The 25924-nt window shown below is 71.3% G+C and carries 25 protein-coding genes; 17 read left to right on the top strand and 8 right to left on the bottom strand.

Going from position 1 to position 25924, the window contains the following annotated elements; translation table 11 throughout:
- Positions 1-79: 79 nt before the first annotated feature.
- Positions 80-1579, bottom strand: a complete 1500-nt coding sequence (locus tag AC07DF_RS29280; RefSeq protein ID WP_478977749.1) for a type III PLP-dependent enzyme domain-containing protein — start codon at positions 1577-1579, stop codon at positions 80-82.
- Between AC07DF_RS29280 and hutU the strand changes: the two genes are divergently transcribed.
- From hutU to AC07DF_RS29305, 5 genes are read left to right on the top strand one after another with little or no spacing between them, the layout of a single operon-like run.
- Positions 1578-3242 (top strand): urocanate hydratase, encoded by a 1665-nt coding sequence (hutU, locus tag AC07DF_RS29285; RefSeq protein ID WP_478977752.1) that lies wholly within the window; start codon positions 1578-1580, stop codon positions 3240-3242. The two genes, AC07DF_RS29280 and hutU, sit on opposite strands and share 2 nt — an antisense overlap.
- Complete coding sequence (locus AC07DF_RS29290; protein WP_478977755.1) at positions 3239-4456, top strand: allantoate amidohydrolase; 1218 nt, start codon at positions 3239-3241, stop codon at positions 4454-4456. The genes hutU and AC07DF_RS29290 overlap by 4 nt, the downstream gene beginning before the upstream one ends.
- Positions 4453-5802, top strand: a complete 1350-nt coding sequence (locus tag AC07DF_RS29295) for a formimidoylglutamate deiminase (RefSeq protein ID WP_478977759.1) — start codon at positions 4453-4455, stop codon at positions 5800-5802. Before AC07DF_RS29290 ends, AC07DF_RS29295 begins: the two co-directional genes overlap by 4 nt.
- A complete protein-coding gene (gene hutI, locus AC07DF_RS29300; RefSeq protein ID WP_478977762.1) occupies positions 5799-7103 on the top strand; it encodes an imidazolonepropionase in 1305 nt (434 codons plus the stop codon). Before AC07DF_RS29295 ends, hutI begins: the two co-directional genes overlap by 4 nt.
- A 22-nt stretch (positions 7104-7125) precedes the next feature.
- A complete protein-coding gene (locus tag AC07DF_RS29305) occupies positions 7126-7446 on the top strand; it encodes a hypothetical protein (protein ID WP_478977765.1) in 321 nt (106 codons plus the stop codon).
- A 94-nt stretch (positions 7447-7540) separates the two neighbouring features.
- On the opposite strand, the gene AC07DF_RS29310 is transcribed toward AC07DF_RS29305, so the two are convergent.
- Positions 7541-8467 carry an RNA polymerase sigma factor SigF gene (locus AC07DF_RS29310; RefSeq protein ID WP_478977768.1) on the bottom strand — a complete coding sequence of 309 codons (927 nt, stop codon included), beginning with the start codon at positions 8465-8467 and terminating at the stop codon, positions 7541-7543.
- 242 nt (positions 8468-8709) lie between these two features.
- Between AC07DF_RS29310 and AC07DF_RS29315 the strand changes: the two genes are divergently transcribed.
- The 4 genes from AC07DF_RS29315 to AC07DF_RS29330 all read left to right on the top strand — a co-directional run bounded on the left by AC07DF_RS29315 (position 8710) and on the right by AC07DF_RS29330 (position 12375).
- The gene (locus tag AC07DF_RS29315; RefSeq protein ID WP_189726744.1) at positions 8710-9087 is read left to right on the top strand and encodes an STAS domain-containing protein; all 378 of its coding nucleotides are present in this window, start codon (positions 8710-8712) and stop codon (positions 9085-9087) included.
- Between the two features lie 243 nt (positions 9088-9330).
- On the top strand, positions 9331-9885 hold the full coding sequence (locus tag AC07DF_RS29320) for an ATP-binding protein (protein WP_184598229.1): 555 nt from the start codon (positions 9331-9333) through the stop codon (positions 9883-9885).
- Positions 9886-10162: 277 nt separating this feature from the next.
- On the top strand, positions 10163-10867 hold the full coding sequence (locus AC07DF_RS29325; protein ID WP_478977772.1) for an LPXTG cell wall anchor domain-containing protein: 705 nt from the start codon (positions 10163-10165) through the stop codon (positions 10865-10867).
- Positions 10868-11277: 410 nt separating this feature from the next.
- Entirely contained in the window at positions 11278-12375 is a 1098-nt protein-coding gene (locus AC07DF_RS29330) for a hypothetical protein (RefSeq protein ID WP_478977958.1), read from the top strand.
- A gap of 167 nt (positions 12376-12542) precedes the next feature.
- Here the strand turns inward: AC07DF_RS29330 and AC07DF_RS29335 are convergent, their stop codons facing one another.
- Complete coding sequence (locus AC07DF_RS29335; RefSeq protein WP_478977775.1) at positions 12543-14039, bottom strand: oligopeptide:H+ symporter; 1497 nt, start codon at positions 14037-14039, stop codon at positions 12543-12545.
- Between the two features lie 483 nt (positions 14040-14522).
- On the opposite strand from AC07DF_RS29335, the gene AC07DF_RS29340 reads away from it, so the two are divergent.
- Positions 14523-15200 (top strand): response regulator transcription factor, encoded by a 678-nt coding sequence (locus tag AC07DF_RS29340; protein ID WP_382495813.1) that lies wholly within the window; start codon positions 14523-14525, stop codon positions 15198-15200.
- Positions 15201-15228: 28 nt separating this feature from the next.
- A complete protein-coding gene (locus AC07DF_RS29345) occupies positions 15229-16506 on the top strand; it encodes an ATP-binding protein (RefSeq protein WP_478977780.1) in 1278 nt (425 codons plus the stop codon).
- Between the two features lie 22 nt (positions 16507-16528).
- Here the strand turns inward: AC07DF_RS29345 and AC07DF_RS29350 are convergent, their stop codons facing one another.
- A complete protein-coding gene (locus AC07DF_RS29350; RefSeq protein WP_478977783.1) occupies positions 16529-17020 on the bottom strand; it encodes a GtrA family protein in 492 nt (163 codons plus the stop codon).
- A gap of 163 nt (positions 17021-17183) precedes the next feature.
- Between AC07DF_RS29350 and AC07DF_RS29355 the strand changes: the two genes are divergently transcribed.
- The 3 genes from AC07DF_RS29355 to AC07DF_RS29365 are packed head-to-tail and all read left to right on the top strand — an operon-like array spanning position 17184 to position 20031.
- A complete protein-coding gene (locus tag AC07DF_RS29355; protein WP_478977787.1) occupies positions 17184-18323 on the top strand; it encodes a 5-(carboxyamino)imidazole ribonucleotide synthase in 1140 nt (379 codons plus the stop codon).
- A complete protein-coding gene (gene purE, locus AC07DF_RS29360) occupies positions 18320-18847 on the top strand; it encodes a 5-(carboxyamino)imidazole ribonucleotide mutase (protein ID WP_478977790.1) in 528 nt (175 codons plus the stop codon). The genes AC07DF_RS29355 and purE overlap by 4 nt, the downstream gene beginning before the upstream one ends.
- Positions 18848-18852: 5 nt before the next feature.
- Positions 18853-20031, top strand: a complete 1179-nt coding sequence (locus AC07DF_RS29365; protein ID WP_478977793.1) for a dipeptidase — start codon at positions 18853-18855, stop codon at positions 20029-20031.
- On the opposite strand, the gene AC07DF_RS29370 is transcribed toward AC07DF_RS29365, so the two are convergent.
- Positions 19980-21113: an alkene reductase gene (locus AC07DF_RS29370; protein WP_478977796.1), complete on the bottom strand. Its 1134-nt coding sequence runs from the start codon at positions 21111-21113 to the stop codon at positions 19980-19982. The two genes, AC07DF_RS29365 and AC07DF_RS29370, sit on opposite strands and share 52 nt — an antisense overlap.
- 52 nt (positions 21114-21165) lie before the next feature.
- Between AC07DF_RS29370 and AC07DF_RS29375 the strand changes: the two genes are divergently transcribed.
- Both AC07DF_RS29375 and AC07DF_RS29380 read left to right on the top strand, forming a co-directional pair.
- Positions 21166-21525, top strand: coding sequence for a MerR family transcriptional regulator (locus AC07DF_RS29375; RefSeq protein WP_478977961.1), 360 nt, complete (start codon positions 21166-21168; stop codon positions 21523-21525).
- 122 nt (positions 21526-21647) lie between these two features.
- The gene (locus AC07DF_RS29380; protein WP_478977799.1) at positions 21648-22781 is read left to right on the top strand and encodes a dipeptidase; all 1134 of its coding nucleotides are present in this window, start codon (positions 21648-21650) and stop codon (positions 22779-22781) included.
- A gap of 55 nt (positions 22782-22836) precedes the next feature.
- Here AC07DF_RS29380 and AC07DF_RS29385 read toward each other — a convergent pair whose 3' ends face one another.
- Positions 22837-23229, bottom strand: coding sequence for a VOC family protein (locus AC07DF_RS29385; protein WP_478977802.1), 393 nt, complete (start codon positions 23227-23229; stop codon positions 22837-22839).
- Between the two features lie 14 nt (positions 23230-23243).
- Positions 23244-23615 carry a VOC family protein gene (locus tag AC07DF_RS29390; RefSeq protein WP_478977805.1) on the bottom strand — a complete coding sequence of 124 codons (372 nt, stop codon included), beginning with the start codon at positions 23613-23615 and terminating at the stop codon, positions 23244-23246.
- A 116-nt stretch (positions 23616-23731) separates the two neighbouring features.
- On the opposite strand from AC07DF_RS29390, the gene AC07DF_RS29395 reads away from it, so the two are divergent.
- Positions 23732-24238 carry a CGNR zinc finger domain-containing protein gene (locus AC07DF_RS29395; protein WP_478977808.1) on the top strand — a complete coding sequence of 169 codons (507 nt, stop codon included), beginning with the start codon at positions 23732-23734 and terminating at the stop codon, positions 24236-24238.
- 168 nt (positions 24239-24406) lie between these two features.
- Here AC07DF_RS29395 and AC07DF_RS29400 read toward each other — a convergent pair whose 3' ends face one another.
- On the bottom strand, positions 24407-25750 hold the full coding sequence (locus tag AC07DF_RS29400; RefSeq protein ID WP_471294242.1) for a UDP-glucose dehydrogenase family protein: 1344 nt from the start codon (positions 25748-25750) through the stop codon (positions 24407-24409).
- Positions 25751-25924: the final 174 nt, after the last annotated feature.

The raw sequence follows: 25924 nt of genomic DNA on the forward strand, positions 1-25924 counted from the left end.
TCAGGGGTGCGGGGCTGTGCTGAACCTGCGGCTCCGCCGCGTGGGCGCGAACAGCCACAACGCGCCCGCAGGCCGGAAACTACGTACGCCCCCACGGCGCCTGGCCACTCAACAGCGCCTCCACATGCGCCCCACCGGACTCCGCCACAACCTCCTCCACCGTCTGCGCCTCCCGCACGACCGCGAAGGAGACACCCCTCTCCCCACCCGGCCCGAACCCATAAACCCCGGGCCGCACCAGCGAGTTGTACCCATAGTGATGCGCGAAGTAGTACGCCCCCGTATCCAGCGCCGCCGCGTAATCGCCCTGCTCCAGCACCGGCATGGATCGCCCCTCCGCCAGCAGGTCCCCCGAGAAACAGGCCGGCCCCGCGACGTCCTGCACCACTACCGGCCCTTCCTTCACCCGCCCCTTCGCGTCATACGCCGCGATCCTCAACGGCCAGCTCTCCGGCGCGTACACCGTCCGCGTGGCGACCTGCACACCGGCGTGCGTCACCGCGACCGCCCGTCCGCCGGAGGTCTTCGCGTACTCGACCCGCGCCACCACCGTGCCGTGCTTCGCCAGCAGCGACCGTCCGAACTCGGTGACCAGCCCGTACCGCCCGTCGAACAGCCCCGGCACCTCCTCGGCCAGCGTCCGCGCGTACTGCTCGTAGGTCGGCGTCGTCGCGTCCGACGCGAAGTTCACCGGCAGTCCGCCGCCGATGTCGAGCGTGTCGATCTGGCGTCGCCCGATCCGCCGGTTGATCTCCTCGGCGAGCGCGTACACCTCCGCCACCCCCCGGGCCAGCAGCGACAGCGGGATGCCCTGGGAGCCGGTGTGTGCGTGCAGCCGGGTCAGCCACGGGCGGTCCTGGTACGCCCGCACGACCCACTCCCGGGCCCCCTCGTCGCGCAGCGCCACCCCGAACTTCGACGTCGCCGTGGCCGTCGAGGTCGACTCGATGGAACCCCCGCCGACCTGCGGATTCACCCGGATCCCGAGGGGCGGTCGGCTGCTGCCGGCACTGATCAGGCCGTCGATGCGGTCCAGCTCCTGCGGGTTGTCCGCGTTGACGGCGACGCCCAGCGTCAGCGCCTCGCGCAGTTCGGCCGGTGTCTTGGCGGGTGAGTCCAGGACCGTCATCTCCGGGTCCAGCCCCGCCGCCCGCGCCAGTGCCAACTCGCCCGGGCTCGCCACCTCCGCTCCGATGCCCTCCTCGCGCAGCAGCCGCAGCACCGGTACCAGCGGGGTCGCCTTCACCGCGAAGGCGTGCAGCACGGGCGTGCCCGGTGCCACGACCGCGTCGAACGCCGCCCGCAGCTCCGCCGCCGACTCCCGGATACCGGTGACGTCCAGCAGCCCGACGACGGGGCTGCCGGCCCCGAGCAGCCCCTGCTCCACGGCGGCCCGCACCGCCTCGTCCCGCCGGGCCGCCCGCCCCGTGCCCGAATCGCCTGCCTGAATGTCGTCATCCATGGATCCAGCCAAACATCCGGGGCACCGCCGCGCCGACCTCCCCATGTATTGACTAGCTCTATTCATGAAGTCAGGATGTGAATAGACGTAACAACAGACCGCCGGGAGGCAGACCATGTCAGGACCCCGCCCCGTCCGAGCACCGCGCGGCACGGAACCGAGCGCCCTGGGATGGCAGCAGGAAGCCGCCCTGCGGATGCTGCAGAACAACCTCGACCCGGAGGTCGCCGAGCACCCCGACAAGCTCGTCGTCTACGGCGGCACCGGCAAGGCGGCACGCGACTGGCGCTCCTTCGACGCGATGGTGCGCACGCTGAAGGGCCTGAAGCAGGACGAGACGATGCTCGTCCAGTCCGGCCGTCCCGTCGGCGTCATGCAGACCCACGAGTGGGCGCCGCGCGTCCTCATCGCCAACTCCAACCTCGTCGGCGACTGGGCCAACTGGGAGGAGTTCCGCCGCCTGGAGGCCCTCGGCCTGACCATGTACGGGCAGATGACCGCCGGCTCCTGGATCTACATCGGCACCCAGGGCATCCTCCAGGGCACCTACGAGACCTTCGCCGCCGTCGCCGCGAAGAAGTTCGGCGGCACCCTCGCGGGGACCATCACCCTCACCGCCGGTCTCGGCGGCATGGGCGGCGCCCAGCCGCTCGCGGTGACCATGAACGACGGCGTCGCCATCTGCGTCGACGTCGACCCGCGCGCCATCGAGCGCCGCATCGAGCACCGCTACCTCGACGTCAAGGCGGACAACCCGGCGCACGCGCTCCAACTCGCCACCGAGGCCCGCGACGCCCGCCGCCCGCTCTCCATCGGCCTGCTGGGCAACGCCGCCGAGCTGCTCCCGCAGATGCTCGCCGAGGGCGCCCCGATCGACATCGTCACCGACCAGACCTCGGCCCACGACCCCCTGGCCTACCTGCCGGTCGGCGTCGCCTTCGAGGACATGGCCGACGCCGCCGCCAAGGACCCGGCCGGGTTCACCACCCGGGCCCGCGAGTCCATGGCCCGGCATGTCGAGGCCATGGTCGGCTTCATGGACGCCGGCGCCGAGGTCTTCGACTACGGCAACTCCATCCGGGGCGAGGCCCAGCTCGCCGGATACGACCGGGCCTTCGCCTTCCCCGGCTTCGTCCCCGCCTACATCCGCCCGCTGTTCTGCGAGGGCAAGGGCCCCTTCCGCTGGGCCGCGCTCTCCGGCGAGGCCTCCGACATCGCCAAGACCGACAAGGCGATCCTCGACCTCTTCCCGGAGAACGAGTCCCTGGCCCGCTGGATCAAGATGGCCGGCGAACGCGTCCACTTCCAGGGCCTGCCCGCCCGTATCTGCTGGCTGGGCTACGGGGAGCGGGACAAGGCCGGCGAGCGGTTCAACGACATGGTCGCGAGCGGGGAGCTGGCCGCGCCGGTCGTCATCGGCCGCGACCACCTCGACTGCGGATCCGTCGCGTCCCCCTACCGGGAGACCGAGGCCATGCTCGACGGGTCCGACGCGATCGCCGACTGGCCCCTGCTGAACGCGATGGTGAACGTGGCGTCCGGGGCGTCCTGGGTGTCCCTGCACCACGGAGGCGGCGTCGGCATGGGACGGTCGATCCACGCCGGGCAGGTGACGGTGGCCGACGGCACGAAACTGGCCGGAGAGAAGATCCGCCGGGTCCTCACGAACGACCCCGGCATGGGCGTCATCCGGCATGTCGACGCCGGGTACGACATCGCCGACTCGGTGGCCCGGGACAAGGGCGTCCGTGTCCCGATGCGCGAGGGTGACGACGCGTGACCTTCCACAGCATGTGGGCGGAGTTGCTGCCGATCGGCCGCAACTCCACCTCCGGCGGCTACCGTCGCTTCGCCTGGACCGGCGCCGACCTCGACTGCCGGGCCTGGTTCAAGGACCAGGCCGAGGCGCGCGGGCTCACCTACGAGACCGACCGGAACGGCAACCAGTGGGCCTGGCTCGGCGACCCCGCCGCCGGGGACGCCGTCGTCACCGGGTCGCATCTCGACTCCGTGCCGGACGGCGGGGCCTTCGACGGGCCCCTCGGCGTGGTGTCCGCCTTCGCCGCGCTGGACGAACTGCGCGGCCGGGGCGCGCAGCTCACCCGCCCCCTCGCCATCGTGAACTTCGGTGACGAGGAAGGCGCCCGCTTCGGGCTCGCCTGCGTCGGATCCCGGCTCACCGCCGGACAGCTCACCGTCGAGAGCGCCCACAAGCTGACCGACGGCGACGGAGTGAGCCTGCCGCGCGCCATGGAGGCCGCCGGTTACGACCCCGACGCCATCGGGCCGGACCCCGAACGGCTCGCCCGCATCGGCGCCTTCGTCGAACTCCACGTCGAGCAGGGCCGGGCCCTGGACCTGTCCGGCGACCGGGTCGGCATCGCCAGCGCGATCTGGCCGCACGGCCGGTGGCGGTTCGACTTCCGGGGCGAGGCCAACCACGCCGGCACCACCCGGCTCACCGACCGGCGCGACCCCATGCTGTCCTACGCCGAGACCGTCCTCGCCGCCCGCCGCGAGGCCGAACTCGCCGGTGCCGTCGCCACCTTCGGCAAGATCGCCGTGGAGCCCAACGGCGTCAACGCCATCCCCTCCCTGGTGCGCGGCTGGCTCGACTCGCGGGCCGCCGACCAGGACAGCCTGGACGCCGTCGTCGCCGGTGTGGAGAAGGCGGCCGGGGAGTACGCCGCCGCCCACGGCGTCGAGCTGGCCGTCGTCCGCGAGTCGTTCACCCCCGTCGTCGAGTTCGACCACGCCCTGCGCGACGAACTCGCCCGCATCCTCGGCAAGGACACCGGCCTCACGGTCCCCGTCCTCGGCACGGGCGCCGGACACGACGCCGGGATCCTGTCCGGGAGCATCCCGACCGCCATGCTGTTCGTGCGCAACCCGACCGGCGTCTCCCACTCCCCGGCGGAGTCCGCGGCCGAGGACGACTGCGTGGCCGGGGTACTCGCCCTCGCCGACGTACTGGAAGGACTGGCCCGCACGTGACGCCCACCCAGCAGACCCGTACGTACTGGCTGGAACACGCCTGGCTCGGCACGCACGTCGAGCCGGGCGTCGCCCTCGACGTCCACGACGGCCGCATCACCGCCGTCCGGACCGAGGTCACCACCCCGCCCCCCGGCGCCGAGGTCCTGCGCGGCCTCACCCTCCCCGGGCTGGCCAACGCCCACAGCCACGCCTTCCACCGGGCTCTGCGCGGCACCGTCCAGGTGGGCTCCGGAACCTTCTGGACCTGGCGCGAGGTCATGTACGCCACGGCCGCCCGGCTCACCCCGGACACCTACCACGCCCTGGCCCGCGCCGTGTACGCCGAGATGGCCCTGGCCGGCATCACGGCGGTCGGCGAGTTCCACTATGTCCACCACGCCCCCGGCGGCACCCCCTACGCCGACCCCAACGCGATGGGCGAGGCCCTGATCGCGGCCGCCGCCGAAGCCGGGATCCGCATCACCCTCCTCGACACCGCCTACCTCTCCTCCGGCTTCGGGCAGCCGCCCTCCGCCCAGCAGCTCCGCTTCTCCGACGGCACGGCGGACGCCTGGGCCGAACGCTGTTCAGTTCTCAAGGAACGGGATCACGCGCGGATCGGAGCGGCCATCCACTCCGTACGGGCCGTGCCCGCCGACCAGCTGGCGACCGTCGCGAGGTGGGCCGGGGAGCGGCGGGCCCCGCTGCATGTGCACCTGTCGGAGCAGACCGCCGAGAACGAGGCCTGCCTGGAGATCCACGGGTGCACCCCGACGCAGCTGCTCGCCCTGCACGGTGTCCTCGGGCCGCGCACGACCGGTGTCCACAACACCCACCTCACCGCCGAGGACGTCTCCCTCATCGGCGGCAGCGGCACCGGCACCTGTATGTGCCCCACCACCGAGCGGGACCTGGCCGACGGCATCGGGCCCGCCGCCGCCCTGCAGAACGAGGGTTCTCCGCTCTCCCTCGGCTCCGACAGCCACGCCGTCATCGACCTGCTCGAAGAGGCACGCGCCATGGAACTCAACGAGCGCCTGCGCACCCGTACCCGAGGTCACTGGACGGCGGCGGCCCTGCTGCGGGCGGCCTCGGCCGACGGCCACGCGGCCCTCGGCTGGGACGGCGCAGGCACCCTGGAGGCGGGCGCGCTCGCCGACTTCACCACCATCGCGCTGGACTCGGTCAGGACTGCAGGGCCGCTTCCGCGGCTCGGGGCCGAGACGGCCGTATTCGCCGCGTCGGCAGCGGACGTGTCGCATACGGTCGTGGGAGGTCGGCACGTCGTACGGGACGGGGTCCACTCCCTCGTACCGGATGTGCCGAAAGCCCTCGCGGACGCCGTCGAAGCACTGCGCGGATGACGGCAGCGGGCCGCCCACCCGCACGGCCCGCACCTGCCTTTGTCCCCGAACCCGCCCCCACCGCCGACCAGGCCACCAAGGACGCCATGAGCAACGCGACGACCGTCAGCCCCGCCCACTCCGCGAGCACCGCAAGCACGCTCATCACCAACATCGCCGCCCTGGTCACCAACGACCCCTCTCTAGGTGACAATTCCCCCCTCGGACTGGTCCAGGACGCGGCCGTCGCCATCGAGGGCGACCGCGTCGTGTGGACCGGTGATCAAAGCAAAGCACCCGCCACTGACAATCGGGTCGACGCAGGTGGCAGGGCGGTCCTCCCGGGCTTCGTGGACTCCCACTCGCACCTCGTCTTCGCGGGCGACCGCACACAGGAGTTCAACGCCCGCATGTCGGGGCGGCCGTACAGCGCGGGCGGCATCCGCACGACCGTCGCCGCCACCCGCGCCGCGAGCGACGAGGAACTCGAGGCCAACGTCACCCGTTACCTCGAAGAGGCCCTCCGTCAGGGCACCACGACCTTCGAGACCAAGTCCGGCTACGGCCTGACCGTCGAGGACGAGGCCCGGGCTTTGCGCGTCGCCGCAGCCCACACCGACGAGGTCACCTATCTCGGAGCCCACATCGTCGCCCCCGAGTTCACCGAGGACCCGGCCGGCTACGTCGCCCTCGTCACCGGCGAGATGCTCGACGCCTGCGCCCCGTACGCCCGCTGGATCGACGTCTTCTGCGAGAAGGGCGCCTTCGACGGCGACCAGGCCCGCGCGATCCTCACCGCGGGCAAGGCCAAGGGCCTGCACCCCCGTATCCACGCCAACCAGCTCTCGTACGGCCCGGGCGTACAGCTCGCCGTCGAACTGGACGCGGCCAGCGCCGACCACTGCACCCACCTGACCGACGCGGACGTGGACGCCCTGGCGAACAGCCGTACGGTCGCCACCCTCCTGCCCGGCGCCGAGTTCTCCACGCGGGCCGAGTGGCCGGACGCCCGCCGTCTCCTGGACGCGGGTGCCACCGTGGCCCTCTCCACCGACTGCAATCCGGGCTCGTCCTTCACCTCGTCCGTCCCGTTCTGCGTCGCGCTCGCCGTACGGGACATGGGCATGACCCCGGACGAGGCCGTCTGGTCGGCCACGGCGGGCGGTGCGGCGGCCCTGCGGCGCACCGACATCGGCCGCATCACCCCGGGCGCGTACGCCGACCTGACGCTCCTCGACGCCCCGAGCCACGTCCACCTGGCCTACCGCCCCGGCGTTCCCCTGGTCACGGGAGTCTGGAGGCGCGGCGAAAGGGTTCTCTGATCACCGACGGGGAGCGGGACGGATGACAAGACACTGGTCGGCACCGCTCCTGGTGAACCTGCTGCTCGGAATACCGGGCGTGGTGCCGTTCTGGCTGCTGTGGTACCTCGCCGCGAACGGGCCGCTCGCCGCGGCCGGCTGGACCACGCGGGAACCCACCGAGAACGACGGCATGGCCCTCTGGCTCGTGATCGTGGTCCCCGTCGTCACGCTGTACGGCCTGGTCTGGTTGCTCGCCAACATGCCGCTGCGGCGCAGGACGACCCTCGCTCCGCACACCTACTGGCTACTGAGCCTGACGGCCCCGCTGCTGCCGACGGCGGCGCTGTTCCTCAACTCCTGACAAGAGGCCACGGACCAGAGGTGTCACGCGCCCGGGGGCGGACCGTTCGGTCCGCCCCCGAAGGACACGTCACCCGGCAGGGTTCACACGAGGATCACTCCTCGACGGTCAGCCCCTTGCGGAGCCGTACCAGCGTCCGCGACAGCAGTCGCGACACGTGCATCTGCGAGATGCCCAGTTCCTCGCCGATCTCCGACTGCGTGAGACCCGCGACGAACCGCAGCGACAGGATCTTCCGGTCGCGCGGGGGCAGTTCGGCGATCAGCGGCTTCAACGACTCGACGTACTCGATGCCTTCGAGTCCGTGGTCCTCGTAGCCGATGCGGTCCGCGAGCGCGCCCTCGGAGTCGTCCTCCTCCGGCTGGGCGTCCAGCGAGGAGGCGGTGTAGGCGTTCGAGGCGGCCATGCCCTCGACGACCTCGTCCTTGGACAGGCCCAGGCGCTCGGCCAGTTCCGTCACCGTCGGGGCGCGGTCCAGCTTCTGCGCCAGCTCGTCACCGGCCTTGGCCAGGTCGAGCCGGAGCTCCTGGAGCCGCCGCGGAACGCGCACGGACCACGAGGTGTCGCGGAAGAAGCGCTTGATCTCGCCGACGATGGTCGGCATCGCGAAGGTGGGGAACTCGACACCCCGGGAGAGTTCGAACCGGTCGATCGCCTTGATGAGGCCGATGGTGCCGACCTGGATGATGTCCTCCATCGGCTCGCTGCGGGAGCGGAACCGGGAAGCGGCGAACTTGACCAGCGCGAGATTCAGTTCGACAAGCGTGTTGCGGACGTACGAGTACTCGTGCGTGCCTTCCTCCAGCGCTTCGAGGCGCTCGAAGAGGGTCTTGGACAGAGCCCGTGCGTCGACCGCGTCGACCTGCTCGTACGGGGGGATGTCCGGAAGTCCGGCGAGAAGGTCGTCGTGTGTGACGAGCGTCTCGTCCTGCTCGATGGGATCCAGATGTTCCGGAGGGGGTGTCGACGTCGCTTTCTGGGTACGCGATGCGTCGAGCCGGGGTGACATGATGTCCTCCATCGTTCTCGGCATAAGGCTGCCGGAGCCAATTACGTGCACTGCGGTGTGCGGCGCCTCCAAAGCCGGCCGTGTGTCGGGTACGTGTCCTTACTAGGCCTACCCGCTTTCCCGAGCCCACCGCAAGTGCGTTCTGTGGGCATATGTCCGTTTGTGTGTAGTTGTTCGGGTGTCGGAGCACGTCAGGAAGGCGTAGTGTTCGAGGGCGTCAGCAAGCAGCCTCGACGTCAGGAGAGAGAGACGGCATGGACCGCGGGACGGTCGGCAGCGCACAGTCTGGCCGGCTTCTGGTTGAGGTGCGGGAAGAGGGCTCTAGCGCCGTCGTGACCCCGGCGGGTGAGTTGGATCACCACACCGCCGATTTGTTGCGTGAGCCACTCGAGGACTGCCTCGCCAAGGGATTCAAGCGCCTGGTCATCGACTGCGCGCGCCTGGAGTTCTGCGACTCCACGGGGCTCAACGTGCTCCTCGGCGCACGGCTGAAGGCGGAGGCCGCCGGTGGCGGTGTGACCCTCGCCGGGATGCAGCCGGTGGTGGCGCGCGTATTCGAGATCACGGGTGCGGACGCGGTCTTCACCGTCCACGACACGCTAGAGGCGGCCCTGGCCGACGAGTCGAGCTGAGCGGCGGTGCGTCGGCGCGCCGAGCCTCGGCCTTCCCGCTGTGACCGACGTCCTATGTCCGTCACGCCTTTCGTGCCGAATCCGGGGGTGTTCCGCCGGGACGCCAGGGCAGGAGACAACCTGAACCTGTTGACCGCCGGGGTGTGGGGGGCACCACGAAACCGATATGCCGCGCACTGCGTGACTGACGGTGTACAGAATCTTTTGAATCGTGAACTGGTGAATCGGTGAGGTGAAGCGCTGATGAGCACCACCCGGCCTTACCCGCCGGGCGACCGCGGGCCGGAGCCCAGCGGCGCTTCCGGGGCGTCCGAGGGTGGCGTACCGGCGGCCACTGCGTCCGGCGAGGGCGTGGGCGCGCCGTCCGGAGCCGCGGCGCCGCCGGGGGGACGGCAGGTGCGCCGGCTGAGCTTCGACGGGGAGAGCGGTGTCGTTCCGCTCGCCCGCGACTTCACCCGCCAGGCGCTGTACGCGTGGGGCTGGCTGCCCGCCGCCTCCGCCGACCAGCGGGCCGCCGCCGAGGATGTGCTGCTCGTCGTATCCGAGTTGGTCACCAACGCCTGCCTGCACGCCGAGGGGCCGGACCAGCTGTGGATCACCTGCGACAACAAGGTGATCCGTCTGGAGGTCGCCGACCGGGGCACCGGGCAGCCGGCTCCCCGCAATCCGCACCGGGCGGGGCGCCCGGGCGGCCACGGCATGTTCATCGTCCAGCGGCTGTGCCTGGACTGGGGCGTCGTGCGCACGCCGGGAGTCGCGGGCAAGACGGTGTGGGCGGAACTGGGCGCACCCGCCTGACCGGGGACCGTCTGCCGGTCCCCACGGATTTGACCGGGGACCGTCCGCCTGTCCTCACGGATTTGACCGGGGACCGTCCGCCTGTCCTCACGGATTTGACCGGGGACCGTCCGCCGGTCCCCACAAAATCCCCGCCGTACATCCCCTCATACGTCACTCGCCGCGCGCCGGATCGCCACAGATCCGGCGCGCGCTGTGTCTTCCTTCCTCTGGGCCCCGGGCGTACCTTGACGGCCCGATCTGATACGCCGTCAGGAACAGGAAGGGGAGTGGCACCGTGTCGTACCGGAATCGAACCGCCGCGCTCGCGTCCGCGGCGGCCCTGGCCGGCTCGGCGGTGTTGATGGCCGCCCCCGTGGCCCGGGCCGAGGTCGTCGACGTCAACTACCAGTGCAAGACGCCGATCGGCGACAAGAGCGCCGTCTCGCCCATCGACATCAAGGGCGTCGAGGACGGTGACGGCTACAAGATCACCATGTCCTGGCAGAAGGGCGTCTCCTCCAGCCCGGTCGAACTGGGCAAGGGCGCGATGACCCCGAGCGCCACGATCGCCCTGGGCGGCGCGGACAGCGGCACTCTCACGGTGACCGGCCCCGCCAACGACGCCGCCGTACCGGCCAATACCCCGATCAAGATCAACGATCTGAGCGGGACGTATGTGCCGAAGAAGAGCGGCGAGGTCACCTTCACGGCCGCCGTGCTCACCATCAAAGCGCTCGGTACGACGACCACTTGCACCCCGACCAATGACCCGAGCCCGTCCCTGACCCTCGACGTCAAGGCCGCGAGCGGCGGCGGCACCGGCTCCGCCCAGGGCGGCGGTTCCGGGCCCGGCCCGGACACCGGCGCCGGGCTTGCGCAGACCGGGCCCGAGGACTCGGCCATAGCCCTCGGCACGCTCGGCGGGACGGTCCTCCTCGCCGGCGCGGCGGGCACCCTGTGGCTGACACGACGTCACCAGAGCGCACGCGCCCGCCACTGAGCATGCCCCGGACGTTCGCGGGAGCCGACGCCGCACGCCGACGGTCCGGCCGGCTGCGGCCGCCGCTGCACGCCCGCCTCGGGCGTCTGGTGCTGCCGGTTGCTCGGGCCGTCGATGCCCTGCGTACGGCCGGGGCCCTGCTGGAGGCGACGCCGTGCGGATGGCCCGGACACCCGCTGCGGTCGGCTGCTCGGGCCGTCGATGGTGTGTCCACGTCGGGACGACCCCTGGAGTCGGCGCTGTACGCCCGCCCCGGGCGCCCGGTGGGGCCGGCCGCTCGGGCTGTTGATGCCGTGCGTGTGCCCGGACGCCCGTCGGAGGCGAGGTACGCCCGCCCCGAACGCCCGTCGGCGTCGGCTGCCCGGGCTGTCGATGGTGTGGCCACGCCCGGACGATCCCTGGAGCCGTCGATGTCGTGCGCGGTACGTCTCTCGTCCCTGTCGCTCTCGGTTCTGTTCGTGTTTCTGCTGGTTCTGGCGGGGGCCGGCCCCGTCGGGGCGGTGGATCGGCCCCGGGTCGAGGTGTCCGAGGCGGAGGCCGGGGCGGGTGGGTCGGTCACGGTCAGCGGTAGTGGCTGGCGGGCGCGTGCCCTGCTGACGCTGCTGGTGTGCGGGCAGGCCGAGCCGGACCGGGGTGTGACCGGTGGCACCTACTCCTGCGCCAACGCCGACGGCCGGGCCGTCACCACCGACGCCGAAGGGCGCTTCCGCCGTGCGCTGCCCGTCGTCGAGCCACCGGTGCCGTGCCCCTGCGTGGTGCACGTGGCGACGGTGACCGGGGCCGGTGCCGAGGCCGACGCGGCCCTCCGGATCGCCGGGCACACGGTCGAGCCGCTGCCCGCGGAACGGTCCGGCGGGCGGCTCTCCCTGCCCGCTGACACCCGGCTGCGCGGCGGCGACGGGGTGCTGACCTGGTTCGGTTCGCCGCCCGCCCGGACCCTGGAGGTCACCGTCGGCAACGTCGGTACGTCCCCCGTTAAGGACCCCGTCTTTCAGGTCGGCACCGCGCACGGCGTGTTCGCCCCGCAGTGGCAGGACCAGCGCTGGCGGGGCACGATCCGGCCCGGCGGCGAGGTCCGTGTCGAGCTGCCCGTGGAGCTCGCGGCCGGCGCGCACGGCGACTACACGGTGTCCCTGAAGTACGGCGGCAAGGTCCTCGCCGAACACCCCTGGGGCGTGGGCCGCCCCTGGGGCGTGACCCTGTTCTGGGTCCTGGTCCTCCTGGTCGTACCGGCGGCGGTGTTCCGCGCCGGCCTGGCCCTGGTGGACCACCTGCGGCCCCGCCACCCCGGCCACGCGGCCCGCCCGGCCCGTCGCAAGGGGCTGCCCGCACTGCCGCACCGCCCGGTGAGGCGTGGCGGGACCGGCACAGCAGCGAACACCCCCTCCGCCGCCCCGGACCTGCCCTGGGTCACGCCCGACGCCGGTACGGAAGACGAGGAACGGTCCTCCGTGCCGTACGGGAAGGATCCGACGGCGAAGGATCCGACGACGAAGGTCCGACGATGATGGATCCGACGATGATGGATCCGACGGCGAAGGACCCGACGGCGAAGGACCCGACGACGAAGGACCCGACGACGAAGGCCTGACGCGCGCGCATGCCCTCGTGCACGCGAAAGGGCCGCCGCACCCTCGGGATGCGGCGGCCCTTCGTCATGGCTCGGCGGGGCGGGTCAGCGGACGTCGCCCATGAGCTCCTTGACCTTCTTGCGGTACATCCACACCGCGCCACCGGCGAGGACGGCGAGCGTGGCCTCCAGAGTCACGATGTTCGCCTTGTTCAGGTCGACCCCGGCGATGGAGAGCAGACCGGTCGTGGCGTCACCGGCGGTGACGGCCAGGAACCAGACGCCCATCATCTGCGAGGCGTACTTCGCGGGTGCCATCTTCGTCGTCACCGACAGACCCACCGGGGAGAGCAGCAGCTCACCGACGGTCTGCGTGAAGTAGATCGCCACCAGCCACAGCGCCGCCGCCTTGTGACCGCCCTCGGCGATCGACAGCGGGGCCAGGAAGAGGAAGAAGGACGCGCCGACCAGGACCAGACCCGAGCCGAACTTCACGATCGTGCTCGGCTCCTTGCCGCGCCGGTTCAGCGCCAGCCAGAACCAGGCGAAGACCGGGGCCAGCGCCATGATCAGGACCGGGTTGACCGACTGGTACCAGGAGACCGGGAACGCCCAGCCGAAGACGCTGTTCTCGGCGGAGGAGTCCGCGAAGATCGACAGCGTCGAGCCGCCCTGGTCGTAGATCATCCAGAACACGGCCGCGGCCACGAAGAACCAGATGTACGCGGACATCTTCGACTGCTCGGCACGGTCCAGGTCCTTGTCGCGCTTGATGCGGACCAGAACCATGATCGGGATGATCACGCCGAGCAGGGTCAGCGGGACGAGGATCCAGTTCAGCGTGTAGTTGCCGGAGAAGCCGACGATCGCGTAGAAGACGGCCGCGATACCGGCCCAGATCCCGGCCTTGCGCAGCGTGGACGTCTTCTCCTCGGCGGACAGCGGCGTCGGGACGACGCTGGAGCGCTCGGCCAGGTTGCGCGAGCCGATCAGGAACTGGACGAGACCCAGCGCCATGCCGAGTGCGGCGAGCGCGAAGCCCAGGTGCCAGTTGACGCTCTCACCGATGGTGCCGATGACCAGCGGCGCCGCGAAGGCGCCGAGGTTGATGCCCATGTAGAAGACGGTGAAGCCACCGTCGCGGCGCGGGTCGTCCGGTCCGTCGTAGAGGTGGCCGACCATCGTCGAGATGTTGGCCTTCAGCAGACCCGAACCGATCGCGACCAGGCCGAGGCCGGCGTAGAAGGTGCCGGAGGAGGGCAGGGCCAGCGTGAGGTGGCCCAGCATGATGACCCCGCCGGCGATGGCGACCGTCTTGCGCGGCCCCCAGACGCGGTCGCCGAACCAGCCGCCGGGCATGGTGAGCAGGTACACCAGCGACACGTACACGGAGTAGATCGCCGTCGCCGTGGCCGCGTCGAGGTGCAGGCCACCCGGGGCCACCAGGTACAGCGGGAGCAGGGCCCTCATGCCGTAGTAGGAGAATCGCTCCCACATCTCGGTCATGAAGAGTGTGGCCAGTCCGCGGGGGTGGCCGAAGAAGGTCTTCTCGGAGCCGGGGGTGCCCGGGCGGGCCGAGTCCTTCGTCAGGCTGGACGCCATGGTCGTTCCTTGCTGGTCGGGACGCGCCCCGCGACAGGGGTGGTGCGCCCGGTGGGGGCTGTCGGCACCGGAGCGTACGGCCGTCGTCCCCGACGCCTACGGGGGCCGCTCCGGGGCACGGAGCGGTGGGCGGTCGCCTCCGGGGTCCACGTGGGGGGTCCACGCCTCTACGCGCGTCGCCGCACGACGAGGCCCGACACAAAAGAGACCTTCAGGGCAGAGGGCCGCAGAAGGTCGCCTAGGGCTACAGGCGTTGTTTCACCATACGGCAGGACACTGCCGCATATGGAAGGACTTGAGAGGAGGATCACAGGTGTCGGGGGAACCGTGGGCCTCGTTTCCAAGGTCCTTACCAGGATCGCACCCCATAGGCAGAGGTTCGTCAGCGTTCCCCCGGAACGTAAGAAGCGGGTATGCCAGCGGTAAGAATCAAGGCTTCCGGTCACACCCCAGCTCAGGGCCACGCAGGTCTACCATCACTCCATGACCCGTGTACTGCTCGCCGAGGACGACGCGTCCATCTCGGAGCCACTGGCCCGTGCTCTGCGCCGGGAGGGCTACGAGGTCGAGGTGCGTGAGGACGGCCCCACCGCTCTCGACGCAGGACTCCAGGGCGGCGTCGACCTGGTCGTGCTCGACCTGGGTCTGCCCGGCATGGACGGACTGGAGGTGGCCCGCCGCCTGCGTGGCGAGGGCCACACCATCCCGATCCTCATCCTGACCGCGCGCGCCGACGAGGTGGACACCGTCGTCGGGCTCGACGCGGGCGCCGACGACTACGTCACCAAGCCCTTCCGGCTCGCCGAGCTGCTCGCCCGAGTCCGGGCCCTGCTGCGGCGCGGCGCCGCCGAGCCGCAGCAGCCGCCCGCCACGCACGGCGTGCGCATCGACGTCGAGTCGCACCGCGCCTGGATGGGCGAGGAGGAGCTCCAGCTCACCGCCAAGGAGTTCGACCTGCTGCGGGTACTGGTGCGCGACGCCGGCCGGGTCGTCACCCGCGACCAGCTGATGCGCGAGGTCTGGGACACGACCTGGTGGTCGTCGACCAAGACCCTCGACATGCACATCTCCTGGCTGCGCAAGAAGCTCGGCGACGACGCGGCCAACCCCCGCTTCATCGCCACCGTGCGCGGCGTGGGCTTCCGTTTCGAGAAGAGCTGAGCCACAGGGCAGGCACGGGTAACAGGACATGCGCCGCCGACTGATCCAGTCCACGCTCGCCGTGGTGCTGGTCGTGATCGCCGTCTTCGGTGTCTCACTCGTCATCGTGGAGACCCGGACGATCAGCAACAGTGCCCAGGAGCGGGTGGAGTCCGAGGCGGTCCGCCTCGCCAGCATCGTCGACAGCCGGCTCTTCGGGTCCCAGCAGGTCGACGCCGAGGTGCTGCGCGACCAGGTCACGCAGGACCGCTACTACGCGGTGATCCGGCTGCCCGGCGAGGCGCCCATCGAGGTCGGCACCAAGCCGTCCGGTGACGTCATCAGCGCGACCGCGCCCGGCGAGGAGGGCGAGACGGTCACCGTCCAGGAGCCGCGCTCCTCGGTGACCCGCGAGGTCGGCCGGACGCTGCTGATCATCGCGCTGGTCGCGCTGCTCGCGGTGGTGGCCGCCGTGCTGCTGGCGGTCCGCCAGGCGAACCGGCTGGCATCGCCGCTGACCGACCTCGCGGAGACGGCCGAGCGGCTCGGCTCGGGCGATCCCCGCCCGCGGCACAAGCGGTACGGCGTGCCCGAGCTGGACCGGGTGGCGGACGTGCTGGACGGCTCCGCCGAGCGCATCGCACGCATGCTCACCGCCGAACGCCGCCTGGCCGCGGACGCCTCCCACCAGCTGCGGACACCCCTCACGGCCCTGTCCATGCGGCTGGAGGAGATCACCCTCACCGACGACCCGGCCACCGTGAAGGACGAGGCGACCATCGCGCTCACGCAGGTCGAGCGGCTGACGGACGTCGTCGAGCGGCTGCTGACCAACTCCCGCGATCCGCGCACCGGCTCCGCCGTCACCTTCGACCTCGACGAGGTCATCCAGCAGCAGCTCGCCGAGTGGCGGCCGGCGTACCGCAGCGCGGGCCGGGCGATCGTCAGCTCCGGCAAGCGGCATCTGGAGGCGGTCGGCACGCCCGGCGCGGTCGCGCAGGTGCTGGCCGCGCTGATCGAGAACTCCCTGATGCACGGTGGCGGCACGGTGGCCCTGCGCACCCGCGTCACCGGCAACCAGGCGGTCATCGAGGTCACGGACGAGGGCCCCGGCGTCCCCGCCGACCTGGGCGCGCGCATCTTCGAGCGGGCGATCAGCGGCCGCAACTCCACGGGCATCGGTCTGGCCGTCGCCCGCGACCTGGCGGAAGCGGACGGCGGCCGCCTGGAAATGCTCCAGACCAAACCCCCGGTCTTCGGCCTGTTCCTGTCCCGCACAGCCACCCAGACACCGCTGACGGACGAGGACGAGCCGATGGTCCGCTAGGGCCCTTCGTCGTCCCGTGCGGCTACGGCACCCGCTGCTTGTTCCGCTCCTGCTTCGCCGTCGGTCCGCTCTCCGGCGCCGGCGTCCGGGCCGGGAGCGCGCGGAAGACCCAGGTGCGGTACGACCAGAAGCGGAAGAGCGTGGCGACGCCGATGCCGACGAACTTGAAGATGTTGTTCTGGAGCGGGGTGTTCCAGCCGAAGCCGTAGGTCGCCGCGTACAGCACGCCGTTCTCGATGACCAGGCCCACCGCGCTGAACAGCAGGAACAGGGTCATTTCCCGGGTGCGGCCGTTCTTGTCGCGGTCGCGGTACGTGAAGTAGCGGAAGCCGACGTAGTTGAAGATGATCGCGACGACGGTCGCGATGACGCTCGCGCGCACCACCTGGAGGTCGGTGACATGCCGCACCAGGTTGAACACGAGGAGGTTGACCAGCACTCCGGCCCCGCCCACCGCGCCGAATTTGGCGACTTCGGAGACGAGCCGTCGGAGCCGCGAGGCACCATGTCCCATGGTCGTGCAGGCCCCCGTCCCTCAGTTGGCGTCAACTCAGCCATGCTAACCACCCTCCCGCGCGATCTTCCTGCGGATGCCGGTCGACGGCCGGAGATGGTCCGGGCCGGGGAGGGGAGGGACAGGAAACCGGCCACCTTGGCGCGGCCGATACCCTGAGGGAGTGACGTTTCCGGTAGTCGGCATGGTCGGCGGTGGCCAGCTCGCTCGTATGACACACGAGGCGGGCATCCCGCTGGGCATCAGGTTCAAGCTTCTCAGTGACACCCCCCAGGACTCGGCTGCGCAGGTCGTGAGCGATGTCGTCATCGGCGACTATCGCGACCTCGACACGCTGCGCGCCTTCGCCCGCGGGTGCGATGTGATCACCTTCGATCACGAACATGTACCCACCGAGCACCTCCGGGCCCTGGAGGCGGACGGCATCCCCGTGCGCCCCGGCCCCGACGCGCTCGTGCACGCCCAGGACAAGGGGGTGATGCGCGCGAAGCTCGACGCGATCGGCGTCCCCTGCCCCAGACACAGGATCGTCTCCGATCCGCAGGACGTGGCGGCCTTCGCAGCCGAGGGCGAGGGATTCCCCGTCGTCCTCAAGACCGTCCGCGGCGGCTACGACGGCAAGGGCGTGTGGGTCGTCGACTCCGTCGAGGAGGCAGCCGACCCGTTCAAGGCCGGTGTCCCCGTGCTCGCCGAGGAGAAGGTCGACTTCCTGCGCGAGCTCGCCGCTAACGTCGTACGGTCCCCGCACGGCCAGGCCGTGGCCTACCCGGTCGTCGAGTCCCGCCAGGTGGGCGGCGTCTGCGACACGGTCATCGCCCCGGCCCCCGACCTCGACGAGGCCCTCGCCCTGGAGGCCTCCGAGATGGCGCTGAACATCGCCAAGGAGCTCGGCGTCGTAGGGCACCTCGCGGTCGAGCTGTTCCAGACCCGCGACGGCCGCATCCTCGTCAACGAGCTGGCGATGCGCCCGCACAACTCCGGCCACTGGTCGATGGACGGCGCCGTCACCAGCCAGTTCGCCAACCACGTCCGGGCGGTCCTGGACCTGCCCCTCGGCGACCCGCGCCCGCGCGCCCCGTGGACGGTCATGGTCAACGTCCTCGGCGGCGACTACCCGGACATGTACTCCGCGTACCTGCACTGCATGGCCCGCGACCCCCAGCTCAAGATCCACATGTACGGCAAGGACGTGAAGCCCGGCCGCAAGGTCGGACACGTCAACACCTACGGCGACGACCTGGACGACGTGCTGGAGCGCGCCCGTCACGCAGCCGGCTACCTGAGAGGCACCATCACCGAATGAGCCCTGTTGTTGGCATCGTCATGGGGTCGGACTCCGACTGGCCCGTCATGGAGGCCGCCGCGAAGGCCCTCGACGAGTTCGAGATCCCCTACGAGGTGGACGTCGTGTCGGCCCACCGCATGCCGCGCGAGATGGTCGCGTACGGCGCGCAGGCCGACGGCCGAGGGCTCAAGGTGATCATCGCCGGGGCCGGCGGCGCCGCCCACCTGCCCGGCATGCTCGCCTCGGTCACCCCGCTGCCGGTCATCGGCGTGCCCGTGCCGCTGAAGTACCTCGACGGCATGGACAGCCTGCTGTCGATCGTGCAGATGCCGGCCGGTGTCCCCGTCGCGACGGTCTCCGTCGCCGGTGCCCGCAACGCCGGTCTGCTGGCCGCCCGCATCCTCGCCGCGCACGACGAGGAACTGCGCGGCCGGATGCGCGACTTCCAGCAGGAGCTGAACGACCAGGCCACCGAGAAGGGCAAGCGCCTGCGCTCCAAGGTCGAGGGCTCGGGCGGCTTCGGCTTCGGCGCCGGGAAGTGACGGCGATGACCTCCCTGGAGTCGGCCCGGGAACTCCTGCGCGAGTTCCCGGTCGCCGACGGCCACAACGACCTGCCCTGGGCGCTGCGCGAACAGGTCCGCTACGACCTCGACGCCCGCGATGTCGCCGCCGACCAGAGCGCCCATCTGCACACCGACATCCCGCGGCTGCGCGCGGGCGGCGTCGGTGCGCAGTACTGGTCGGTGTACGTCCGTACGGACTCGCCTGACCCGGTCGCGGCCACCCTCGAACAGATCGACTGCGTACGGCAGTTGCTGGCCCGCCACCCGGCCGACCTCCGGCCCGCGCTGACGGCCGCCGACATGGAGGCCGCGCGCGGGGAGGGCCGTATCGCCTCGCTCATGGGGGCGGAGGGCGGTCATTCCATCGCCAACTCCCTGGGCACCCTGCGCGGTCTGTACGGGCTCGGTGTGCGGTACCTGACCCTCACCCACAACGACAACGTGGACTGGGCGGACTCCGCGACCGACGAACCGAAGGCCGGTGGCCTCACCGCGTTCGGCCGTGAGGTCGTCCGGGAGATGAACCGGCTCGGCATGCTCGTCGACCTTTCCCACGTGGCGGCGACGACCATGCGGGACGCGCTCGACACGAGCACCGCCCCCGTCGTCTTCTCCCACTCCTCCGCCCGGGCCGTGTGCGACCATCCGCGCAACATCCCGGACGACGTCCTGGAGCGGCTGGCCGCGGGCGGCGGTGTCGCGATGGTGACGTTCGTGCCGAAGTTCGTGCTCCAGGCGGCCGTGGACTGGACGGCCGCGGCCGACGAGAACATGCGCGCCCACGGCTTCCACCACCTCGACACCACCGCGGAGGCCATGAAGGTCCACCGCGCCTTCGAGGAGCGGCACCCGCGCCCGGTCGCGACGGTGGCGACGGTCGCCGACCACCTGGACCACATGCGCGAGGTCGCCGGCATCGACCACCTCGGCATCGGCGGCGACTACGACGGAACGGCGTTCACGCCCGACGGCCTGGACGACGTCTCCGGCTACCCGAACCTCCTCGCCGAGCTGCTGGACCGCGGCTGGTCGAAGGCCGACCTGGCCAAGCTGACCTGGAAGAACGCGGTGCGGGTGCTGGACGCGGCCGAGGACGTGGCCCGTGGCCTTCAGGCGACGCGATCGCCGTCCAACGCCACGATCGACTCGCTCGACGGCTGAGTGTCCAGGGCGGGGTAGTCGGTGTAACCGGCCGCCCCGCCCACATACATGAAGTACCGGTCGCGCAGCTCGTTCAGGGGCGCCCCGAGCCGCAGCCGGGTCACCAGGTCCGGGTTGGCGAGGAAGGGCCGCCCGAGGGCGATCAGGTCCGCCCCGGCCGTCAGCAGCGCCTCCGACGCCCGGTGCACGCCCTCGGTGGTGATCTCCTTCAGCACCGGGTTGGCGATGATCACGCCGGGCCATGCGGCGCGCACCTTCCGGAACACCGTGGTGTCCGGGTCGGCGTACCCCAGGTGCAGATAGGCGAGCCCCAGCCCGCCGAGCCGCTCGGCGAGCACCGGGTAGAGCTCCTCGGTCTCGCCCTCCGCGATGCCGTTGACGGTGTTGCCGGGGGAGACCCTGAGCCCGACCCGTTCGGCACCGATCTCGTCCGCCACGGCCTCGGTCACCTCGGCCGTGAACCGGATCCGGGCCGCGACCGGTCCGCCGTAGCCGTCGGTGCGCAGGTTGGTGTTCGCGGCCAGGAACTGGTGCAGGAGGTGGCCGTTGGCCGAGTGCACCTCCACCCCCTCGAAACCCGCCTCGACCGCGTTGCGGGCGGCCTTCGCGAAGTCGGCGACGGTGGTGCGGATGTCCTCGGCGGTCATCTCCCTCGGCACCACGGCCGGCCGGTGGCCCTCCGGGGTGAAGATCGTCTCGGGGAGCGCGACGGGCGAGGGCGCGAGGGGCGTCAGCCCGCTGGTCGCCGGGTGGCCGACCCGCCCGCCGTGCTGGAGCTGCAGGAACATCCGGCCGCCAGCGTCCCGTACGGCATCCGTGACCTGCCGCCAGCCGGCCACGTGCGCCGGGCTGTGGACTGCGGTGATGTTCGGGTACGTCTGCCCGACCGGGTTCGGCGTCGAGGCCTCGGCGATGATCAGCCCGGCCGAGGCACGCTGGGCGTAGTACGTGGCCATGAGCGGGGTCGGGGTGCCGTCGGCCTCGGCCCTGTTGCGGGTCAGGGGCGCCATCACCAGACGGTTGGGCAGCTCGAGACCGGGGAGACGAGCTGGTTCGAAGAGTGCTGTCGTGTGCTGCGTCATGCCCGTACGCTAGAACCTGACACTGATGTCAGAATCAAGTGCGGGAGTGGACGTGCGGATCGGTGAACTGGCCCGGCGTACCAACGTGAGCGAGCGGTCGCTGCGCTACTACGAGAAGCAGGGCATGCTCTCCGCCGAGCGGACGCCCGGCGGGCACCGGGAGTACCCGGAGGCGGCCGTGGACCGGGTCATCCGGATCCAGGAGCTGTTCGCGGCGGGACTGTGCAGCGAGAAGATCGTCCAGCTGCTGCCGTGCATGCGGGACGCGGACGGCGGCCCCTCGGCCCGCGCCACCCCCGGTCTGGTCGCGAACCTCACGGCCGAGCGCGCCCGCATCGACCGGATGATCGCCGACCTGGTCCGCTCCCGGGACACCCTGGACGAGGTGATCGACGCGGCCCGGCTGCCCTGAGAGCGCCCTGAGAGCCCGCCCGTCCGGGGCCGGGGCCGTACTCCGAACGCCCCGCTCACCAGGAACAGCCCTTGGCTCCGTGCGACGGTGACCGTACGTCACGAGCACCGTACGGAGCCGCCATGGCAGATCTCCAGCACGACCTGCGCCCCACCGCCGCGACCGGCGAGTTCGACGATCTGGCCGAGCCGTACCCCGACGAGGGCCTCGTCGCGGCGGAGCCCTACGAGCCCGTCTCCGATCCGGACGACGCGCCCCTGACCCGGGCCCACGCCATCCTCGCCGCCCACCCCGTCGCCGACGGGTACAACGGACTGCCCTGGGCGCTCAAGCGCCTGTCCTACTACGACCTCGAGGACGGCGAGAGCACCGTCGACACGGACGTGCCCCGGCTGCGCAGCGGCCATGTGGGCGCGCTGTTCTGGTCGCTGCACCTGCCCGAGGGCCTCGACGGCGACCGGGCCGTCGGCGCCACCCTGGAACAGCTCGACCTGGCGAAGAGCATCGTCCGCACCTGCGACGAGGGCCTGCGGCCCGCCTGTACGGCCGGGCAGGTCGCCGACGCCCGCAACTGCGGCCGGGTCGCCGTGCTCCTCGGTCCCGCCGGGGCCTCGGCCGTGGGCGACTCGCTGGGCACCCTGCGCCAGCTGCACCTCCTCGGCCTGCGCGCCCTGACGCTGACCGGTGTGTCCTGGGCGAGCGACGCGGGACTGACCCGGTTCGGCGAGGAGGTCGTGCGCGAGATGAACCGGCTCGGTGTCATCGCGGACCTCTCCGGTGCCCCGGCGGAGACCCTCCGCCGTGTGCTGAGCCTCTCCCGGGCACCCGTGCTGTGCAGCCGCTCCGCCGCCCGGGCGATCCGCCCCCACCCGGTCAACCTCCCCGACGACCTGCTGGCCGAGCTGGGCGGCGCCAAGGGGCTGTGCCTGGTGCCGCTGACGGCGGAGCAGACCGGCCCGACCGTCCGTGATGTGGCCGATCACCTCGACCACATCCGTGCCGTGGCCGGAGCGCACAGCGTCGGACTGTCCGGCACCTACGACTCCGGCTCGGCCCATCCGCAGGAACTCGGCGACGTCTCCTGCTACCCGCGGCTGATCGCCGAGCTGCTCCGGCGCGGCTGGGACGAGGGCGATGTGGCCCTTCTGACCTGGGGCAACGTCCAGCGCATCCTGCGCGGGGCCGACTTCACCGCACGCGCGGCGCAGCAGCGTCGGGCACCGTCGAAGGCGACGATCTCGGAGCTGGACGGGTAATAGCCCCCTCCTTCGCCTCTGCGGGGTCAGTCGTGATTTTTTGGCCTCTGCGGGGTCAGTCGTGCGCGATCCGGCAGAGGCAGAACGGGTGGCCCGCCGGGTCCGCGTAGACCCGGAAGTCCTTCTTCTTGTCGTCCTCCTTGTCCAGCACCCGCGCTCCCAGCGCCAGCACCCGCTCCTCGGACGCGTCGATCTCCTCCCAGGTCGCACCGCCGTCGAAGTCCAGGTGGAACTGCTGGGCGTTGCGGTCGGACCGGGGCCACTCCGGCGGGGTGTGGCCGGGCGAGCGCTGGAAGGCGAGCCGGGGCCCGCCGGGGAGGCGCAGCACCACCCAGTCGGGATCGTCGTCCTCGGGGGTGCCGCCGCCGACCCGCGCGTAGAAGCGGGCCAGCTCGCGCGGGTCGGGGCAGTCGACGACCACGGAACGGAAATGTGCCACTGCGGACATGAGGCCTCCCGGTGTCAGCAGGCGCAGAGGCAGAACGGGTGCCCGGCGGGGTCGGCGTAAACCCGGAAGGTCCGGGAGCGGTCCTCGGTGTCCAGCGGCTTGGCGCCGAGCGCCAGCACGCCCTTCTCGGCCGCGTCCAGGTCCTCCACGTCCAGGTCGAGGTGGAACTGCTGCGAGTGGTCGGGCGAGGGCCACGCCGGCGGCACGAAACCGGGGGCGGCCTGGAAGGCCAGCGGTGTACCGCCCGGCACCTTCAGGTCGACCCACTCGTCCTCCCCGTCGCTCGCGACCTCCGGCGTGCCGCCGAGCACCTCGGCGTAGAAGGCGGCGAGTGCGTGCGGGTCGGGACAGTCCAGGACGACGACACCCAGCTTGGCGAGAGCCATGACTTCCTCCTCGAAGTCGCTGTTACCTTCAGAATCGGGTAACCAGTAACCGTTACTGCATGCTCCCCCATTGGAGGTAACCTCGCAAGGGAAAAAGCGAGAGGTACGGTCCAGCCATGACGGAGAGATCGCCCGCGCCCGGCGGCCTGGCCCTTGTCGAGGCCCTGGTGAACACGCTGGACATCGAGTCGGGTGCCGACGCGCTGGACTCGCCCGAGGGCCGGGAGCGCTTCGGGATCGCACCGGACGAGACGGACCGGGCCCGCGCCCTGCGTGAGTCCCTGCGCGCGACCCTCCTCGCCCACGCCGGCCACCCGCCGCACCGCGAGACGACCCCGCTCGGCAAACTCCTGGCCCGGGCCCCGCTGATCGTCACGGTCGACGCGACGGACGGCTCGGCCGCCCTGACCCCCGCCGGCGACCGCTCCCTGCACGCACGCGTGGCCGCCGCCGTCGCCGAGTCCCTGGTCGCCGGCACCTGGACCCGCCTCAAGGCCTGCGAGGCCCCCGACTGCCACTGGGCCTACTACGACCGCAGCCCGGCCGGCCGCGGCCGCTGGTGCTCGATGCAGGTGTGCGGGGCTCGCGCGAAGATGCGGCGTTACCGGGCAAAGGGGGCGTGACCCGCCCGCGCCCGGGCCCGGTGGGGCAGAATGCAAGGTGACGCCGGTTCGGCCGACTGAGCCTCGGCCGAACCGGCGTCACCTTTTCTCAGGCACCTTCGGGCACCGTCGGGCACCTTCGGGCGCCGTCGGGCACCTTCAGGTGGCTTCAGGCACCGCCAGCCATGTTCAGGCCTTGGGGCGACCCATCGCGCGGTACGTCCAGCCGGCCTTGCGCCAGCGGTCCGGGTCGAGGGCGTTGCGGCCGTCCAGGACGAGACGGGTCGCCGCGACCTCGCCGAGGGCCTCGGCGTCCAGCTCCCGGAACTCCCGCCACTCCGTCAGATGCAGCACTATGTCGGCGCCCCGGACGGCCTCCAGCGCCGAGTCCGCGTAGCCGAGGGTCGGGAAGACCCGGCGGGCGTTCTCCATGCCCTTCGGGTCGTAGACCGTGACCTGACCGCCCTGGAGATGGATCTGACCGGCGACATTGAGCGCGGGCGAGTCCCGTACGTCGTCGGAGTCGGGCTTGAAGGTCGCGCCCAGCACCGCCACCCGCTTGCCGAGGAACGGCCCGCCGCCCAGCGCCTGCCGGGCCAGCTCCACCATCTGCCCGCGCTGGCGCATGTTGATGGAGTCGATTTCCCGCAGGAAGGTCAGCGCCTGGTCCGCGCCCAGCTCACCGGCTCGCGCCATGAACGCCCGGATGTCCTTCGGCAGACAGCCGCCGCCGAAGCCGATCCCGGCCCGCAGGAACTTCTTCCCGATCCGGTCGTCGTAACCGATGGCCTCCGCCAGCTTGGCGACGTCACCGCCCGCGGCCTCGCACACCTCCGCCATCGCGTTGATGAACGAGATCTTCGTGGCGAGGAAGGAGTTCGCGGAGGTCTTCACCAGCTCCGACGTAGGGAAGTCGGTCACCACGAACGGCGAGCCCTCGGCGATCGGCGTGGCGTACACCTCCCGCAGCAGCTTCTCGGCACGCTCGCTGCGCACGCCCACCACCAGCCGGTCGGGGTGCAGCGTGTCGTCGACCGCGAAGCCCTCGCGCAGGAACTCCGGGTTCCAGGCCAGCTCGGCGTCCTCGCCGGCCGGCGCGTGCGCGGCCAGGTAGGCCGCGAGGCGATCGGCCGAGCCGACGGGCACCGTCGACTTGCCCACGACCAGGGCCGGTCCGTGCAGATGCGGGGCGAGGGAAGCGATCGCGGAGTCGACGTACGACATGTCACAGGCGTACTCGCCGTGCCGCTGCGGAGTGTTCACACAGACGAAGTGCACATCCCCGAAGGCACCGACCTCGGCCCAGTCCTGGGTGAAGCGCAGCCGCCCGCTGGAGCCCTCGATACCGGCGACATGCTTGCGCAGCAGCTCCTCCAGGCCCGGCTCGTACATCGGGGCCTCGGCGCGCTCCAGCTTCTCGATCTTCTCGGGCACCACGTCGAGGGCGAGCACCTCGAAACCCAGCTCGGCCATGGCCGCCGCGTGTGTCGCGCCGAGATAACCGGTGCCGATCACGGTGATCTTCAGGGCCATGGGGTGCTCCAGGGGTCTACGGCATGCGGTGCGCGCCCGAGCATAGCCGGGGCATGGGAAGGCGCTTCACTGGGCAACTTCTCCGCTGTCGCCTAGCTCACGTATCACTCCCGGGGGCGACCCCATAAACTTTTGATTACTTAACGGTAGTTAGCGTCAGCATCGCAGCGTTTT

The organism is Streptomyces sp. NPDC044719 (genome assembly GCF_056433405.1).